11 protein-coding genes are annotated in these 17,072 nt (G+C 46.3%); 8 read left to right on the forward strand and 3 right to left on the reverse strand.

Features of this window, described 5'->3' with window-relative positions; all coding sequences use genetic code 11:
• Nucleotides 1–507: 507 nt before the first annotated feature.
• The 3 genes from QUA83_RS08790 to QUA83_RS08800 all read left to right on the forward strand — a co-directional run bounded on the left by QUA83_RS08790 (nucleotide 508) and on the right by QUA83_RS08800 (nucleotide 7,590).
• Nucleotides 508–1,917, forward strand: coding sequence for an adenylate/guanylate cyclase domain-containing protein (locus QUA83_RS08790; protein ID WP_333292587.1), 1,410 nt, complete (start codon nucleotides 508–510; stop codon nucleotides 1,915–1,917).
• A gap of 233 nt (nucleotides 1,918–2,150) precedes the next feature.
• Nucleotides 2,151–6,365: a chemotaxis protein CheB gene (locus QUA83_RS08795; protein ID WP_333292588.1), complete on the forward strand. Its 4,215-nt coding sequence runs from the start codon at nucleotides 2,151–2,153 to the stop codon at nucleotides 6,363–6,365.
• A gap of 484 nt (nucleotides 6,366–6,849) precedes the next feature.
• Complete coding sequence (locus QUA83_RS08800; protein ID WP_333292589.1) at nucleotides 6,850–7,590, forward strand: HAD family hydrolase; 741 nt, start codon at nucleotides 6,850–6,852, stop codon at nucleotides 7,588–7,590.
• 342 nt (nucleotides 7,591–7,932) lie between these two features.
• On the opposite strand, the gene QUA83_RS08805 is transcribed toward QUA83_RS08800, so the two are convergent.
• Nucleotides 7,933–8,424, reverse strand: a complete 492-nt coding sequence (locus QUA83_RS08805) for an N-acetyltransferase family protein (protein ID WP_333292590.1) — start codon at nucleotides 8,422–8,424, stop codon at nucleotides 7,933–7,935.
• A gap of 146 nt (nucleotides 8,425–8,570) precedes the next feature.
• Complete coding sequence (gene tsaD, locus QUA83_RS08810) at nucleotides 8,571–9,644, reverse strand: tRNA (adenosine(37)-N6)-threonylcarbamoyltransferase complex transferase subunit TsaD (protein ID WP_333292591.1); 1,074 nt, start codon at nucleotides 9,642–9,644, stop codon at nucleotides 8,571–8,573.
• A gap of 330 nt (nucleotides 9,645–9,974) precedes the next feature.
• Here tsaD and QUA83_RS08815 point away from each other — a divergent pair, with 330 nt between their 5' ends.
• The 5 genes from QUA83_RS08815 (at nucleotide 9,975) to QUA83_RS08835 (ending at nucleotide 13,274) form a co-directional block, all read left to right on the forward strand.
• Nucleotides 9,975–10,463 (forward strand): Photosystem I reaction center subunit III, encoded by a 489-nt coding sequence (locus tag QUA83_RS08815; protein ID WP_333292592.1) that lies wholly within the window; start codon nucleotides 9,975–9,977, stop codon nucleotides 10,461–10,463.
• A gap of 119 nt (nucleotides 10,464–10,582) precedes the next feature.
• The gene (gene psaJ, locus QUA83_RS08820; protein ID WP_333037175.1) at nucleotides 10,583–10,711 is read left to right on the forward strand and encodes a photosystem I reaction center subunit IX; all 129 of its coding nucleotides are present in this window, start codon (nucleotides 10,583–10,585) and stop codon (nucleotides 10,709–10,711) included.
• Nucleotides 10,712–10,962: 251 nt separating this feature from the next.
• Entirely contained in the window at nucleotides 10,963–11,775 is an 813-nt protein-coding gene (locus QUA83_RS08825) for a carbon-nitrogen hydrolase family protein (RefSeq protein WP_333292594.1), read from the forward strand.
• Between the two features lie 482 nt (nucleotides 11,776–12,257).
• Nucleotides 12,258–12,776 carry an acetolactate synthase small subunit gene (gene ilvN / locus QUA83_RS08830; RefSeq protein WP_041622928.1) on the forward strand — a complete coding sequence of 173 codons (519 nt, stop codon included), beginning with the start codon at nucleotides 12,258–12,260 and terminating at the stop codon, nucleotides 12,774–12,776.
• A gap of 105 nt (nucleotides 12,777–12,881) precedes the next feature.
• The gene (locus QUA83_RS08835; RefSeq protein ID WP_333292595.1) at nucleotides 12,882–13,274 is read left to right on the forward strand and encodes a four helix bundle protein; all 393 of its coding nucleotides are present in this window, start codon (nucleotides 12,882–12,884) and stop codon (nucleotides 13,272–13,274) included.
• A gap of 44 nt (nucleotides 13,275–13,318) precedes the next feature.
• On the opposite strand, the gene QUA83_RS08840 is transcribed toward QUA83_RS08835, so the two are convergent.
• Nucleotides 13,319–16,864, reverse strand: coding sequence for an EAL domain-containing protein (locus QUA83_RS08840; protein ID WP_333292596.1), 3,546 nt, complete (start codon nucleotides 16,862–16,864; stop codon nucleotides 13,319–13,321).
• Nucleotides 16,865–17,072 lie beyond the last annotated feature (208 nt).

Consider the following 17,072-nt stretch of genomic DNA (forward strand, 5'->3'; position numbering starts at 1 on the left):
TGACCTATCTTTTTTTACCACAAGTTGGTCAACACCTCACTCTATCTCGGTTGCGGCGGAGTTGTCACCCCGCCAGGATTTCTTCAGTCCTCTTCAGAGGACTTTCGCTATTAGACAGGGGTTTTAACCCCTGGCGGACTGACGGGATGACTAACGAACTTGGCGAGCTAACAGCTTAAGTTGACACCTATGGGCATTGCTGTCTCCCTACTTAGTGGTTGACAATTAGCAATTACCAATTAGCAATTACCAATTACCAACAATTTAATATGTTCCTGCAAGCAGATGCAGCGATCGCACTTTAAATGAAAACAAGTGGCAGCGCGATCAATCTTCCTAAATAAACCTAGCCTTTATGCTGCTAATTTGTTAAGATTTACAAACATCAGGGGCATCAGCACAAGTGCAAACTCATCAGCATTCTCAGGCAAAAACAAACTAGACAAGCAAATTACACAAAATAATACTTAGAAATTTCTTGCCCTAACGCTCAAAGGCAAGTGTATCATGAACATCGAACTATTAAAAGAAAAATTAGAACAGCTAAAAAAACGTCCCAATTCGAGCAAAGGAACGATCGACCAAATCGAAAAATGGTTAATCGGTTCCCACATTTTGCAGAGATTGCGGATTAACCCTTACTACGTCGCAGGGGATACAGTCAAGAATATTAAAAGAATTACTTCGGAATTTCTGCACGGAGTGAAAGCTGGTGCCTTCGACTTGCACTGGGATATTCACTGCCCCCACTGCAACATGATTACAGAAGAATTTAAGGATTTGGCAGACACATCAGAAATGTCTTTTTGCCAGATGTGCGAGCGCGAGTTTAAAATTGATTTGCTCGATCGCGTCGAAGTTACTTTTTCCCTCAACAAAGAAATCGAAGACCCGCAACTGCGGCCCGTATGCGCTCCCCCTCCCGTACTCCAGAGCAAACTGCAACTGGTAACGCCTTTATACTGCACCGAATCGGAGATTGTCACCTTAGAAAACGGTCGATATCGCTACTGCTGTCCCCTGACTTTAGCTAAAGGGATTTTGAAGGTTGAAGGCGAAGAAACAGAAGAGATACAAGAAATTAAACTCCAGCAGTTGGCCGGCCCAGATTTCGATAAAAAAGAGCTGGCCGTGCGTCCCGGAAAAGTTAAGCTCGAACTAACTAATACCGAACACAATTTGTCCGGGCTGATTTTGCATTCAGATGAATTGCCCGATGAACTGACATTAGAACAACTGCCCCTGCGGCTGTCAGGAATGCAACTGCTTCATCACCCGGATTATAAGCGTTTGTTTGGCGATCAAGTAATATCGGAAAGAGAGCGAGTCAAGATTCGGGCGATTACTATTATGTTTACTGATATTACCGGTTCTACCAGAATGTACGAAACGCTCGGAGATACCAAAGCTTACAATATTGTCCGCGACCATTTTGAAATTTTCTTTGAGTCGATCGAGAAATTTGGCGGTAAAGTCATTAAAACCATCGGTGATGCCGTCATGGCTTCCTTTATCAGCAACGAACAAGCAATTATGACAGCCACCGATGCTGTGGCTAGTTTCAGGAAATACAATTCAACTCGCCAACAAGCAGAGTGGATTCAAGTCAGGATTGGCATTCACCGAGGTACGGCTTTGCTGGTAAATCTTAATAATTCGATCGACTATTTTGGCTCCACAGTCAACAAAGCTGCCAGGATTCAAAATCTTTCTAAAAGTGACGAAGTTTCGTTTTCCGAAGATGTTTACAGCGACCAAGCATTTTTGACAGCATTAAAAGCTGCTGGAGTGTCCGAAATTCACAAACGAGTTGAAGATTTAAAGGGCATACAAGGCGCACAAGTCGCTTATACTGCTAGAATTAATACGGAATCAGTAATCCCGCTGTCTGCTACACTTGTCGCTAAAAAAAGCTAAGTAGGTAAACAAATATAAGTAGTTATTGCTAGCCTCTCGTTACGATCGCCCCAACAGCAGATAGAGTTGTTCGATCGCGCTCAGAAGATAATGACTCCAACAGTATACTTACTCATTAAATGAGTTGCATAATACCTATAACTTAAGGTATACTTAAGTATAGTACGGGTTCTTCAGCGGCATCTTGCGAGAACTGTAGGTTGCTGAATAGCTGAAGTCCTCGACTTCATAGCATGACTTCTCCTCAATTATCTCCAGAAAATACACCCGAAGCCATCGCACCAGCCGCCCTCGACAGCGAACAATTAACCGAAACCGATGCCCCCTTTCCCATTGTTGGAATTGCCGCCTCAGCAGGAGGGTTGGAAGCATTCACGCAGTTACTCAGCCATTTACCGGCCGATACGGGTATGGCGTTTGTGCTGATTCAACATTTAGACCCCAATCACAAAAGTCTGCTTAGCGAGATTCTTGCGCGAACCACGCAAATGCCTGTTAATGAGGTAGAAGACGGCGTAGCTGTAGAGCCCAATCAAGTCTACGTTATTCCGCCCAACACCAAGATGGTGGTATGTAAAGGCGTGCTGCAATTATCACCGCGCGAGAAGATTTATGGCAAATATATGCCGGGAGATGCGTTTTTTACCTCATTGGCGATCGATCGCGGACACAAAGCAATCGCCGTAGTTTTATCCGGGGGAGACGGAGACGGTTCACTCGGGCTCAACGCCATCAAAGCAGCCGGAGGCATGACGTTTGCTCAATGTCAAGACACAGCAAAATTCGATAGTATGCCGAATACCGCTGTTGCCACAGGCAATGTCGATTTCGTTCTGCCACCGGAAAAAATTGCCGAGGAACTGGCAAACTACAGTCACAATCCCCTTCTCACTGGCCCGCTTCCCCTGACAAAAGTTGAGGAATCGCCCGAACAGGGAGATGCCCTGGCAACTATTTTTGCGCTGCTGAAATCGACCACAGGCGTTGATTTTAGCCACTACAAACCCACCACGATCGCTCGACGCATCCAGCGACGGATGGTGTTGTACAAGCTGGAAAGCTTGAATGATTACGCCCAACATCTTCGACACAATTCGGCTGAAGTCACAGCCCTGTATGAAGAAATCCTGATCCACGTTACCAGTTTCTTCCGTGACCCCGAAGCCTTTGAAAAGTTAAAAGAACTGGTTTTCCCCACGATTACCCAAAATAAATCGGCCGAAACTCCGATTCGGATTTGGGTGGCGGGATGTTCCACAGGTGAAGAAGTTTATTCGATCGCCATTTGCTTGTTAGAGTTTTTGGGCGATCAAGTCATCCAGCCACCGATCCAGATTTTTGCCACGGACATTGGCGAACAGGCAATTGGCAAAGCGAGGTCTGGCGTCTACTCAGAAAACCAGATGGTAGATGTTTCACCAGAACGACGTACTCGCTTCTTTATTGCCGAAGCAAGAGGTAGCTATAGAATCAGCAAGGCAGTCCGCGAACTTTGTGTATTTGCCCGACAAGACTTAGGCAGCGACCCGCCTTTTTCCAATATCGATTTAGTTAGCTGTCGCAATGTGCTGATCTACTTGGGAGAGTCATTGCAAAAAAAAGTTATGCCGATTTTTCATTACAGTCTTAAGCCAACGGGCTTTCTCTTGTTAGGCACTTCGGAGAGTACCGGAGAATTTTCCTACTTGTTTACTTCATTGGATAAAAAGTCTAAAATTTATACCAAAAAGTTGACTGCGACTCGTCCCCATTTTTCGTTTACGCCGAGTTCCTATCCCGTCGCTAAAGCACGTGAACGGGAGGAAGTGAAAAACAATTTTACGAATAGCTTGGATTTACAACAAGAAACTGACCAACTGATTTTAAATCGATATGCCCCAGCCAGTGTGGTTGTCAACGAGCAGATGAAAATCCTGCAAGTGCGGGGAGACATCGATCCTTACTTGAGAGTGGTAGCCGGAACCCCCGACTTAAACTTGCTGGCAATGGCAAGGGCAGGCTTGCTGGTTGAGCTTCGCACCGCGATTTATCAGGCACAAACGCAGAACGTAACCATTAGGAAAGAAAGGGTATTGCTTGAATTGGGCGGACGATCGAGTATCGTCAATTTTGAGGTGATTCCGTTCCAGCCACAGGCGGCCGAAGGACGCTACTTTTTGGTGGTATTTGAAGAGGCTTCACCCCCGGTGCTTAACTTCAGCACTCTCCCTTCTGAAAGCTTCGAGCAAGCTGATTTAGTGCGCGAAATTGAGCTGCTGAGGCAGGCAGTTGCAGCCGCTAACCAAGAAAAAACGGTGGCTCAAGCCCAACTGCAAGCGGTAATCCAGGATCAGGAAAGTCTCAACCAAGACCTCAAAATTGCCAACGAAGAAATCCTATCCAGCAACGAGGAGTTGCAAAGCACCAATGAGGAGTTAGAGACTGCCAAAGAAGAGATTCAAGCCACTAACGAGGAACTCACTACCACTAACGATGAACTTCGCAGCCGCAATATTGAACAAAGCCTGGTCAATAACGATCTGATAAATTTGCTTTCCAGTATCAATATCCCTATCTTAATGCTGACAAACGATTTACAGATTCGACGCTTTACGCCAACGGCACAGCAAATTTTTAGTGTGATTCCCACAGATGTTGGACGACCTTTTAGCGACATCCGCTCAACTCTGAACGTTCCTGACTTGGAACAGATGATTTTGGAGGTGATTGATACTCTTCAGACGAAAGAACAAGAAATTCAAACTTTATCGGGATATTGGTACAACCTCCGCATTCGTCCTTACCGGACAACGGAAAACCAGATTGACGGTGTGGTGATGGTTTTGCTCGATATTGATGCTCTTAAACGCAGTGCCAGAACCTTGGAGGAGGCCCGAAATTATGCTGAAACCATTGTGGAAACTGTGCAAACGCCTTTAGTCGTCCTAGATGCTGATTTCCGAGTGAATAAAGCAAATCGATCGTTTTATGAAATGTTTCAGGTTTCACCGTCAGAAACAGCAAAATCTTCGCTATTTGAGCTAGGCAACGGGCAGTGGAATATCCCCCAAGTGCGATGGATTCTGGAAGATATTCTGGTTAGTGATGTTCAGCTTGAAAACTTTGAGTTGGATCACCTGTTTGATAATATCGGGCAGAAAACCATGCTGCTGAATGCTTGTAAACTAGAACGAGAAGATCAAGCTTTAATGATTCTGTTGTCGATCGAGGATATCACGCAGCGCAAGCAGTTTGAGACAGTACGATCGCAGTTATTACTGCAGGAACAGTTTGCCCGCCACCAGGCAGAAACAGCCAACCGTAGTAAAGATGAATTTCTAGCGAATCTCTCCCACGAATTACGCAATCCTTTGACTCCGATTCTGGGCTGGTCACAAATTCTGCGTTCTGGGAAACTGAAGGAAGCAGCGGTTACTAAGGCTTTAGAGGTGATCGAGCGCAGCGCCAGAGCACAATCTCAGTTAATCGAAGATATCCTGGATATTTCCCGGATTACCAGTGGCAAGCTTCAACTGTGCATTTGTCCGATCGATCTGCGGTTAGTGGTGCAAGCTGCGCTGGAGGGGGTGCAATTATCCGCCGAAGCCAAAAACATTCAAATTGTTTCGCAGTTGATTCCTACGACTGTTTTAGGGGATATCAATCGCTTGCAGCAAGTTGTGTGGAATCTCCTGTCTAATTCGATTAAGTTTACTCCGGCGGGGGGACGAGTGGAAATCATGCTATCGACGATCAAGAATCATGCTCAACTTCGAGTCAGCGATACGGGAAAAGGCATTGATGCACAATTTTTGCCCTATATTTTCGATCGTTTCCATCAAGGCGATTCCAGCAGCGTTAAAGAGAATCAAGGGCTGGGATTGGGTTTAGCCATCGTGCGTCACCTGGTTGAATTGCACGGGGGGACTGTGCAAGCCGAAAGTCCGGGTGAGGAACAAGGAACTACAATGACTGTGAAATTGCCGTTGCGATCGCTACCTCCAGAGTTGACATCGGCGATCGATTTAAAGTCAACTGCTTTGGTAGGGCCTTTAAACGCCTCTAGCGATCGCGTCCCCTCTCTAGAAGGCTTGCACATCTTAGCCGTAGACGATCAGATCGATACCCGCGACTTTTTACAATTTGTGCTTGAAGGCTATGGGGCGGAGGTTTTGGCAGTTGCATCTGCCAGAAGTGCGATCGCTGCTTTGACTGAAAATCCGGCCAGATACGATGTGCTAATCTCCGATATCGGAATGCCAGAGGAAGATGGGTATTTCTTAATTCGAGAAGTGCGAGCTCTTGCTGCGGAAGCCGGAGGAGAAATCCCAGCCGCGGCGCTGACTGCCTATGCGGGCGATAAAGAACGCGAAAGGGCGATCGAAGCAGGTTTTCAAAGGCATATTACCAAACCTGTGCAGCCCATTCAACTAGCATTAATGGTTGCCAATTTAGCAGGAAGATTTTAATTTATTAGACCTCTTGCAAAAATAATTAGGACGGGCTCTCCGGCCCATCCCACAAGAAAAAATAACTCTTGTGGGATGGGCCGGAGAGCCCGTCCCATCAATTGAGGAAAATGATTTTTGCAAGAGGTCTATTAATTGTAGGGACACAACATTGTTGTGTCCTAGTTTTGTAGGAACACAACAATACTCAGCTCCAGACAAGCCTGTTTTGAACAGGCAAGATGCCTGTTCCACAATGATTATTGGAGATGTCTAATGTTGAACATGATATCAATTCCGGCTGCGCCGGAATGATATCAAATTCGCGCTCCGAAGTATGGCATTTTGAACAGGCAAGATGCCTGTTCCACAATGATTATTGGAGATGTCTAATGTGGGAGCATGATTTTGTAGTAGCATAACGATCGTGGGCAATTAAGAATTGCCAAAAATAGCGCAATATGGGAAGATAGAAAAAAAAATAAATATTACGGAGTTCAGATTCTTGGTAACTATTAAATGTCGGGGCATTACCTTCTCGAATATCCAAGCCGTAATCTTTGACAAAGACGGCACTCTAGAGGATTCTCAAGAATTTTTGAGATTGTTGGGAATTAAGCGATCGCGCCTCGCAGACGCTCAAATTCCGGGCGTTGGAGAGCCTTTACAAATGGCTTTCGGCATCGAAGGTGGCAGCATTGACCCCACGGGCTTGCTAGCAGTCGGTAGTCGTAGGGAAAATGAGATTGTGGCGGCGGGATACATCGCTGAAACGGGCAGGGGATGGCTGGAATCTTTAACTATTGCGCGTCGCGCTTTTGACGAAGCTGACGAAATGTTTAAAAATAGTGCGGTTTCTCCTTTATTTGTCGGCAGTTTGGAAGTGCTGAAATATCTTTCGGAAGCGGGTTTAAAACTGGGAATTCTTTCGGCTGCTACAACAGAATCGGTGCAGAAATTTGTGAAACACCACGCATTAGCCGAGTGGATTCAGTTAGAAATGGGAGTGGATTCAACGCTTCATAAACCCGATCCGAAATTGTTTTTGCAAGCTTGTGAGAAACTCGGAGTAAATCCCGCAGCAACTTTGATGGTGGGAGATTCAGCGGGCGATATTCAGATGGGTAAAAATGCGGGCGCGGCTGGCTGTATCGGGATTTGTTGGGGAAAGGCTGAGGTTAGTCATTTGGAAAATGCTGATGTGGCGATCGCATCTTTGGAGGAAATTACAATTTTAGCAGATTGAGGTAGGGAAACGGCATTGCCGTTTCCTCCAAATTAGGAAACGGCAATGCCGTTTCCCTACAAATCAAGACAAGGTGTTGCCGTTTCCTCTAAATTAGGACACTCCAAGAGCCCATTGGTGACAACTTAACGTACAACCGATACTCCGGCAGGGGTTGAAACCCCTGCCTCAAAGCGAAAGTCCTCTGAAGAGGACTGAGAAGAAAAATTTAAGATTCATTAGTCCTCTTAAGAGGACTTTCGCTATTAGACAGGGAATTCATTCCCTGGCGGACTGACGGGCGGACGGAATGATTGGGCGGACTGACAGTTTAAGCTGACACCAATGGGCATTGCCGTTTCCCTACAGACAACGCAAACCCAGAATTACGACATCTCTTTCAACACCGTCAAGTTCGGCAACTTGTGGCAGATATCCCCACCGCTGAAAGCCAAATTTCTCAAACAATCTTACACTCGGCTGATTGTGAGCAAAAATTATTCCTATGAGAGTTTTAAGCTTCAATTCTGGACTCCGCACAATTGCCGATTGCAATAGATTTTGTCCGATTCCGCAGCGTTGGCGATCGGGTGCGACGTAGATGCTAACTTCTGCTGTATGCTGATAGGCAGCGCGTCCGTAGAAAAGCTGAAAACTCAGCCAGCCAACAATATTTTGTTCTGATTCCATTACCAAAATCGGCCAGGAATTGGGGGAGTGTTCTCTGTACCACGGGAGGCGGCTTTCGACTGAGACTGGTTCTAAATCTGCTGTGGCCATTCTGCCCGGTATTGCTGCGTTATATATTTGGACAATTGCTGGCAAATCGCTTTCTTCTGCGTCGCGGATTTTCATCGTTTGATTGACTGTTGACTGTTGGCTGTTGACGGTTGACTGTTGGCTGTTGACTCTTGTTATTAGTTATTGGTTATTGGTTATTTGTGAGTTAGTACCAATGCCCAATGCCCAATGCCCAATGCCCAATGCCCAATGCCCAATGCCTAATGACTCTTGTACAGTTCCATAATATCGCTGACAGCCATTCTTGAATTTGCTCCCAAAGTCAGCGGTGATGTGTGTCCTCGCTGCAAGTGTTCTGCCGCCGCACAGCCAATCATTGCTGCGTTGTCTGTACAATATTTTAATGGCGGAAACAATACTCGCAAGTTGTGTTTTGCTGCTGCTGCTTGTAAGTTTTTTCGGAGCCCGCTGTTTGCTGCAACTCCGCCGCCCACTACAATAGTGGTAAGCCCGAAATTTACGGCACAGTCGATCGCTCTTTTTGTTAAACCCTTGGCTACTGTTTCCTGAAAGCTAGCCGCAATATCATTAATTGTAGAGGCAGGCAAGATGCCTTCGGCACCCACATTGTTATTTTGTTTCTTGAGTTTCTGTACTAATTGCAAAACTGCGGTTTTCAAGCCGCTAAAACTACTGTCGTAAGGATGGTAGCCACCACCAGGCAAGGAAATTCTGCCTTCTGGTAGAGGGTATGCTTGGGGATTGCCAAGGGCGGCCAATTTGTCAATCAGCGGCCCGCCCGGATATCCTAGCTGCAACAGTCTCGCAACTTTATCAAAAGCTTCGCCGGCGGCGTCGTCGCGTGTTTGTCCTACAGTTTCATAAACGCCGCAATCTTTGACGTAAATAAAGCTAGTATGTCCCCCGGAAACTAACAAACACAAAAACGGTGGCTGCAAGTCGGGTTCGGTAAGGTAAGAAGCGTAGATGTGCCCTTCGAGGTGGTGGACGCCTAAAAAAGGTTTTTGATGGACTATTGCCAAGCTTTTCGCCGCTGTCAGCCCGACTAACAATGCACCTACTAAACCGGGCGCACAAGTCGCTGCAATGCCGTCAATTTCTGACCAACTCAGGTTTGCTTCACCGAGACACTGGGCAATTACCTGATTGAGCATTTCTAGGTGACTCCGCGAAGCCACTTCGGGCACTACCCCACCAAACTGCTCGTGGATTTTAATTTGTGATGCTACAACATTGCTGCAAACTTGACGATTCTTAACAATTGCTGCTGCTGTTTCGTCACAACTTGTTTCGATCGCGAAAATGGTTGCCATTAACTGGTAATTTTATTTGATAGGTTAGTTATTGCTAGCTTAACTAATTCGGCGCAAGTCCCCCGATCTACCTGTACTCAGGTTATTGTTAAAGGATTTTTGCCCGATCGACAGGTAAGGCCATCATCGGATGCCATGAAGGAATATCCTCGCGGTATTGCTAGCTCAGCATTGACCTATGAAAACGGGAATCCCTCATTCTATTGGGCTTTGCCGCATCAATGATGGATACTTTACACTGTCAACAAACACGATCATCTGGATTCGAGATCGGCAAGTTGAAATGCTTGTACAAAAACTTATTGTTTTGTAACAAAAGGAAACAATTCCATGCGACGATTGTTTGCTGCCATTTTAGTGTTGAGTGTCTGGTTCAGTTTTGCTCCAGTTGCTTCGGCTTACAATTTAGTGCCGTGCAAAGACTCTCCCGAATTCAAGGAACTGGCTAAAAATGCACGTTCTACGAATGGCGACCCCGCATCTGCGAAAGCAAGATTCGAGCGCTATTCTCAAGCTATGTGCGGCCCGGAAGGATACCCGCACTTAATCGTAGACGGCAACTTGAGCAAAGCAGGGGACTTTTTGATTCCTAGCATACTGTTCTTGTATATCGCAGGTTGGATTGGTTGGGTGGGCCGTTCTTATCTGCAAGTTACCAAAAAATCAGCAACCCCAGAGGAAAAAGAGATTATTATCGACGTTCCTTTGGCAATCAAATGTATGCTGAGCGGCGTTTTATGGCCTCTGGCAGCTCTCACATCAATCACCAGCGGTGAAATGTTTGCGAAGGACGACGAAATTACTGTTTCCCCCCGCTAAAATAGGGAAATGGAGAAGAGCTAATAGCTAAGAGTTAAGTAATTAACTAGAAATTAGCAATTAGCGCGCTAGACCGATCGGCAATTACCAACTGTCTCGAATTTTCAGGAGCAGAATTCATGCAATACTTTGTCAAGTTTCTTTCGACAGCACCAGTATTGGCTATCCTTTGGATATCTATTCAAGCTGCGGCTTTAATTGAATTTAACCGCTTTTTCCCTGACCTGCTTTTCCATCCAATGCCTTAAGATTTGAGGGAAATTAGGTTGCAAAACCTAGAAGGTAAAAGTTGAGAGTTTTGATTTTTGAATTATGAGTTACAGGTTAATTTAAAGCTCAAATATCAAAACTCTCAAACCATACCAGTTCGTGCTAAACAGCGCATAAATGGGTAAACTTCAAGGATATCAACTATTTAGTTATCAAATTAGTTACCAATGACTATTGACTAATGACTACTGACTAATGACTACTGACTAATGACTAATATTGTGAATCGATGAAGTCTTATCTCGCCGCAGCAATTCAAATGACTAGCTTGCCTGACCTGCAAAAAAATTTGGTTCAGGCAGAGGAATTAATCGACCTGGCAGTGCGTCGGGGTGCGGAGTTAGTTTCCTTACCAGAAAATTTCTCGTTTATGGGAGAAGAGGAGGAAAAGATTGCTTCTTCAGAGGCGATCGGCCTCCAAAGCGAAAAATTCCTCAAAACGATGGCCCAGCGATTCCAGGTAACGATTCTGGGCGGCGGATTTCCAGTGCCGACGGAGGGGGGGAAGGTATACAATACTTGTTTGCTGGTAGACCCAAACGGCACGGAAGTGGCAAGGTACAGAAAAGTACATTTGTTCGATGTGAATGTGCCAGACGGCATTACTTACAGGGAATCGAACACTGTGAAAGCTGGTGAAGATTTGCCATCGCTTTATGTGTCGCCGGATTTGGGGACGCTGGGACTTTCCGTGTGCTATGACGTGCGGTTCCCGGAAGTGTACAGGCATTTGTCGTACAAGGGGGCTGATATTTTGTTCGTGCCGGCGGCGTTTACCGCTTACACTGGCAAGGATCACTGGAAGGTTTTGTTACAAGCTAGGGCGATCGAGAATACTTGTTATGTGATTGCCCCTGCACAAACTGGCCGCCACTACGGCCGCCGTCAAACTCACGGTCACGCCATGATTATAGACCCTTGGGGTGTGGTTTTGGCGGATGCCGGTGACGAACCGGGTGTGGCAATTGCAGAAATTAATGCCGATCGACTAGAACAAGTCCGTCGCCAGATGCCATCTCTGCAACACCGGGTTTTTCTGTGAAGGAATTTTGAGACCCATTGGGTCTCAAAATTTCAGTCCCCGTCAGCGACAAGACCTGAAAAGTTTTTATTCGATAAAGTAATTGTGTAGGTTCGTACAGACAAAAACTTAGATCATGTGCGTGCGATCGACAACAATAAGCGGGTGGGGGCGGATTTACGCTGATCTATGAGTGATATCAAATCCGTTAGCATCGGAATAGTAAATTAGAGTTCACGGTTGACTGTTGACTGTTGACTGTTGACGCCGTGAACAGTCAACAGTCAACAGTCAACATCACCTGACGGTGTTACCGGAAATGATATGATATTGTCGATCGGGCGTGAGTCTGGCCCCGACAGCTTAATGATATTGTTTTTTCCTGCAGATGAACGGCCAATAACTCGCGATAAAATGTCTAAGGCAGGTTCAATGGGCGTGCACTTCTGCTAAAAGGCGAATTAGCGAAAGTAGAATTGCACGAAATGCGTCTTTTTGGAGAAATGAAACACACTCTTTCGGTTTTAGTTGAAGATGAAGCGGGTGTCCTCACTCGAATTGCTGGTTTGTTTGCCCGTCGGGGTTTTAATATTGAAAGTCTGGCCGTTGGCCCGGCGGAACAAGGGGGAGTGTCTCGGATTACGATGGTTGTACCCGGAGATGACCAAATTATCGAACAGTTGACAAAGCAACTGTACAAATTGATTAACGTGCTTAAAGTTCAGGATATAACGGAAATTCCCTGTGTGGAACGGGAGTTGATGTTGCTGAAAGTTAATGCTGCTAGCGGGACGCGATCGGAGATCATTGAGTTAGCTCAAATTTTTAGAGCGCGAGTTGTGGATATTGGTGATGATACGCTGACATTGGAAGTTGTCGGAGATCCCGGTAAAATGGTGGCGATCGTCCAGGTTCTGAATAGATTTGGGATTAAGGAAATTGCTCGTACTGGGAAAATTGCCCTGACGCGGGAGTCGGGGGTAAATACTGAGTTTCTCAAGTCTTTGGAAGCGAAAGTTTAAGGAAGTTGACGGTTTACTGTTGACTGTTGACTGTTGACGGTTGACTGTTGACGGTTGACTGTTGGCAGTTGACGGTTTGCCATCAACTATGTTAAAGGAGCTAATATGGAAAGCTTTCAACAGCTACAAGTTTATCAATTAGCTGAAAAAATATCAAACGAAATATGGTTTATTGTTAAAAAATGGGACGAGTTTACGAAGGATACGATGGGCAAACAAATAGTGCGATCTGCTGATAGTGTTGGTGCTAATATTGCAGAAGGACATGGACGCTATAGCTGCCAAGATAATCAGCGTTTTGTTAAAATTGCCAGAGGCTCCTTAAACGAAACAAGACACTGGTTAAGACTTGCCTACGCTCGAAATCTTTTAACCCAAGAACAGAGCGATCGACTGCATCCCTTATTAAATGAACTTTCACCAAAACTGAATGCTTATCTTAACTCACTAAAACAAAAACCCAACAGTCAACAGTCAACCGTGAACCGTGAACCGTGAACCGTGAACCGTCAACAGCCAACAGTCAACAGTCAACAGTCCAATTACCATTTAGGTTGACTTTCTATCAAAAGTGTGGCTGCGATGCTGTCGATCGGCTTTGAGAAAAAGTATCCTTGTCCGTATTCGCATTGCAGCGCTCTGAGTAAATTAAGCTGTTCGATGGTTTCGATTCCTTCAGCAATTACATCCATACCTAAGTGACTGGCTAAAATTAAAATAGTCTGTACAATCGCTTCGTTTCCTTCATCTTCAGTCATGCGGCTGACAAAAGCTCGATCTATTTTTAAAGCATCAGTTGGAAAAGTGTGCAGGCGGCTCAAAGAAGAATAGCCAGTGCCGAAATCGTCAATATATAATTGAATTTCTAAATTTTTCAATTCCGCGAGGATAGCGACTGCTGATTCGGCATTCTCCATGATGACGCCTTCAGTAATTTCTACCTTTAAAGTGCGAGGGTCAAGCTGAGTTTCTTGTAAAATTTCGCTAATGCGATCAATTAAATCCGGTTGTTTAAATTGTTGGTTAGAAAGGTTGACGCTGACAGTCAACGGCGGATTTGCTGGGAATTTTTGATGCCACTGGTGGATCTGATGGCAAGCCGATCGCATCATCCACCAGCCAATAGGTATAATCAATCTAGTTTCTTCAGCTACTAAAATAAACTCGCCAGGAGATACGACACCCCGCTGCGGGTGATACCACCGCAGCAGCGCTTCAAAACCGCTGATTTTACCGGTAATTAGAGAAACGATGGGCTGATAGTAAAGCTGAAATTCCTGGGAGTCTAAAGCGCGTCGCAGGTCGTTTTCCAGTTGCAAAAGGGCGACGGCGCGAGTGTGCATACTTAAGTCAAAAACTTCGTGGCGAGCTTTGCCCAATCCCTTAGCATGATACATGGCAGCATCTGCATCTCGGAGCAGTTCTTCAGGCCGATCGTACAATATGGGGAACTGGGCATTGGGAACAGGAGAGTCAGAAGATAAGCAAGACAAAGAAGTTTCCCGATCGATATTTCCCAGATTTTCGGGGCTCGACAGTTTGCTGGTTTCCCTTCGATACGGAGGAAAACCGGAACAAACAATCCCAATGCTAGCACTGGTAAAAACTTGATATTCGTTAAGGTAAAAAGGCTCTGCCAGTTCCGCCTGCACTCGTTCGGCAATCTGGATCGCATCCTCGGTGCTTTTGATATTTTCCAGCAAAATAGCGAATTCGTCGCCGCCAAGACGCGCAACGGTATCTCCAGCGCGCAAACAGATTCCCAGGCGCTGCGCGATCGCGATCAGCAACCGATCGCCCACTAAATGCCCCAAACTGTCGTTAACAACCTTAAAGCGATCGAGATCGATAAACAGCACCGCAAACAAAATCTCGGGGCGGCGTTTTGAAAGATCGATCGCGTGGCCCAAGCGATCCATAAATAAAGCTCGGTTGGGCAAACCGGTTAGCATATCGTGCAAAGCATCGTGTACTAACTTATCTTCTGCTATTTTGCGGAGGGTAATATCTTCGACAGTGCCTTCGTAGTAAAGTAAATTTCCGTCAGGGTCCCGAACTGCCCGACCGTTCTCGGAAACCCAGATAGTAGTGCCGTCAGCGCGGTAAACTTGGGACTCAAACTCAGAGACAAAACCGTGTTTTTCGATCGCACGCAAAAACTCGACGCGGCGGTTGGGATCGAGGTAAAGTTGGCGGTCTATGTCTTGGATGTTCGCGATCAAGTCGGCGGCCGACTCGTAGCCGTAAATTCTCGCCAAAGCAGGGTTAGCGCTGAGGTAGCGTCCGTCAGTCGTTGTCTGGAAAATGCCTTCGATCGCATTTTCAAAGATACTGCGGTATTTCTCTTCCGCCTGTTGCAGCGCGAATTCTGCCTGCTTGCGATCGCTGATATCGGTCAACGTGCCGAGATAGCCTAGAACTTCCCCGCTTTTCGTCATTTCTGGCACTGCTTGCGAAAATACCCAGGTTGTAAACTCACCGTTGCAAAAGCGGTACTCTAAGTTACAGGGCAACTTGTCTGTGACAGCGCTATACCATTGGCTCAAAACACGCTCGCGGTCTTCCGGATGCAAACTTTGCGCCCAACCTTCGCCTAGTGCCTTTGGCGCAGTCAGTCCCGCCATCTCCAAAAATCGCTCATTGACGTACAAGCAATCTCCAGCAGCGTCGGCGCGGAAAATCCCGACAGGCAGTATTTTTGCCAAGGTGTAATAGCGGTATTCGCTTTCTAGCAGCGCGCTGGCAGCTACTTTAGTCTCTGTGATATCAAACATGGCGCCTTGAAGGATGACAGACTTGCTTGCTTCATCGCGAACTGCGGTTGCTTGATCGCGGAACCAGACGACTCGGCCGTTGCGGGCGATCGCGCGGTATTCTGAAACCAGCGACCCCTCGCAGAAGATATCTTCTCCATCGGTGAATTTCTGGGTGGCGTTTTCCACTAACACGCGGTCACGGTCTTCTGGGTGAACGAGTTTCAGCCACAGGTCGGGATCAGCTCTCCATTCAGCTACAGAATAACCTAGAAAAGTCTCGATTTGCGGGCTGATGTAAAGTTTGGCAGCCTTGCGGTTGAGGGGAGAAATGTAGGTGACAGCGGGCATTTGTTCTACCAGGGCGCAGTATTTCGCTTCTACAGTGGAGAGTGCAGCTTCTAGGCGCTGCCGCTCTAATTCGGCGGCGGCCCGTCCGGCAAAGATGCTGAGAATTAATCGGAATTTGGCAAGATGTGCTTCCACCAGGGGTCGATCGTGAAAAATACAAATAATGCCTAAAGGTTCGCCGTAAGAGTTTTTTAGCAAGACTCCCAGGAAACTGCGCGCACCTGTAACTACCGGTCTGCGGTCTTCTGGAAAGGTTTCCCAGAGGTAGTCTGGACAGGAATACATTCCCTCCTCCAGCACTCGCGCTTCGGGAGTATTGGCGGTGTCGCACTCAAAGTTTGGCTGCTGCTGTCCGTCGCTCCAAAAACTGATAAGTTGCAATTTATCGGCAGCAGCATCGGTGCGTGCCTTCGACTTAATCGATTTGGCAGCGACGGCGGTGCGAACTCCGAGTGCTGAGGCTAAATGGCAAACTAAAGCATCAAAGAATTCTGCCCCCCCCGGCGAATCAGTACCTGCTAGGATTTCGCCCAGCAAATCTTCCTCTAATTGCGCGAAAGCATTAACTTTGGGAGGATTATCGGCATTTGGGCGATCGGGATTTTCCCCCATCGAACCCGAAATGCTCAGACTTAAGGTTTTGCTAGTTCCAGGCCCCACAATAGGTGAAGAATTCACACTTAGGCGCTGTTGCTTGGGCAAGAATACAGCGCGGCCCATACCTAAAACTTTACCCAAGAAGCTGTCAGTTGCCGGCCAGCGATTTGAGTTGGGGAAAATCACAAAGTTTTTCCGCATTTTGAATCCTGCAGATAAATCGTCTGGCTTTAAGTCTGCCAACTGCCGTTGCTCTTTGGCTAGCGGTAGACTGGAAGGCCTTCGGTGCCACTTGAGATAAATCGCGGACACCACGGCTACAGTCGCCAATAATCCCAGAAGATATGGAAGAATCTCAAAGTAAAAAAATAAATCTAGATCGAACATCGATTAGCACCGCTCGACAATTGTTGTAGTTATCTGAAGCCAATCTATTTAAAAATAACTAAGTATCGTCACGGATGGGTAACAAATACAAGGTCAGTTCGCCGTGAAGGCGACAAGAGAGTTAACTGTTGAAAAAAAACTGGGCAATACTTGACATTACCGAACTTTTTGTGGTTTTTTTCGTACAGGCTGAACCCGTACAGATGAA

It is taken from the genome of Microcoleus sp. K1-B1, from assembly GCF_036704705.1.
GTDB lineage: Bacteria > Cyanobacteriota > Cyanobacteriia > Cyanobacteriales > Microcoleaceae > Microcoleus.